This window comes from Barnesiella sp. ET7 (assembly GCF_024733785.1).
Classification (GTDB): domain Bacteria; phylum Bacteroidota; class Bacteroidia; order Bacteroidales; family Barnesiellaceae; genus Barnesiella; species Barnesiella merdigallinarum.
Genome location: NZ_JANRHM010000062.1, coordinates 1 through 742 on the forward strand (window position 1 = coordinate 1; position 742 = coordinate 742).

Genomic DNA, 742 nt, shown 5'->3' on the forward strand with positions numbered 1-742 from the left:
GCTGGCCATTGTTTGTCAATCGATTGCTTCGCCAGAAAATGCATCTATTTATTACAGGTTCTAATTCTAAATTACTCAGTAAGGAATTAAGTACACATCTGACAGGAAGAAATAATAAGGTAGAACTCTATCCTTTCTCATACTCCGAGTATTGTACAATGAAAAAGATAGATACCACTTCGCTATCAACAAAAGCGAAGGGTATTCGCAAAAGTACCCTACATGAATATCTTCTACAAGGCGGATTCCCGGAATTGTTCAATGAAAGTAATCGTAGAGGTTATATTAACGGATTATTGGATGCCATCATCAAGAATGATATAGCAAAACGTTTCAAAGTTCGCAATGTGGAAGCATTACGAAGAATCGCAGCTTATCTTGCCGATAATTATTGTCAGGAATTTGTCGCAAAAACGGTAGGAGAATTATTCGGAGTATCAAATCATACGGCTGAGAACTATTATTCCTACCTTAAAGAGGCTTTTCTATTGGTAGGAGTAAATCGTTTCTCATATAAAAGTAAAGATCGTGTAAGAAACGAAAAGATTTATGTAGTGGATACTGCATTTGTCACAGAACGCAAGGATAATTTCTCATTGGAAAATCTCGGCTGGAAGTTGGAGAATATAGTATGCATTGAGCTGATGCGTCGCTATAAGCCACTCTTTTGTGATGTTTTCTACTATAAGGAAACATCTTCGCAAGTTGATTTTGTTATAGCAAAAGATGGCAATGTACAAGA

At 36.4% G+C, this 742-nt stretch carries 1 protein-coding gene and 1 pseudogene; both read left to right on the forward strand.

Translation table 11 applies throughout. The features are described from left to right. Nucleotides 1-8: 8 nt before the first annotated feature. Nucleotides 9-143 (forward strand): annotated as a pseudogene (locus NW211_RS13895) (AAA family ATPase); the annotation flags it as partial. Nucleotides 144-158: 15 nt separating this feature from the next. Beyond that, the coding region (locus NW211_RS13900; protein ID WP_258328276.1) for an ATP-binding protein at nucleotides 159-742 on the forward strand (584 nt) is incomplete at its 3' end.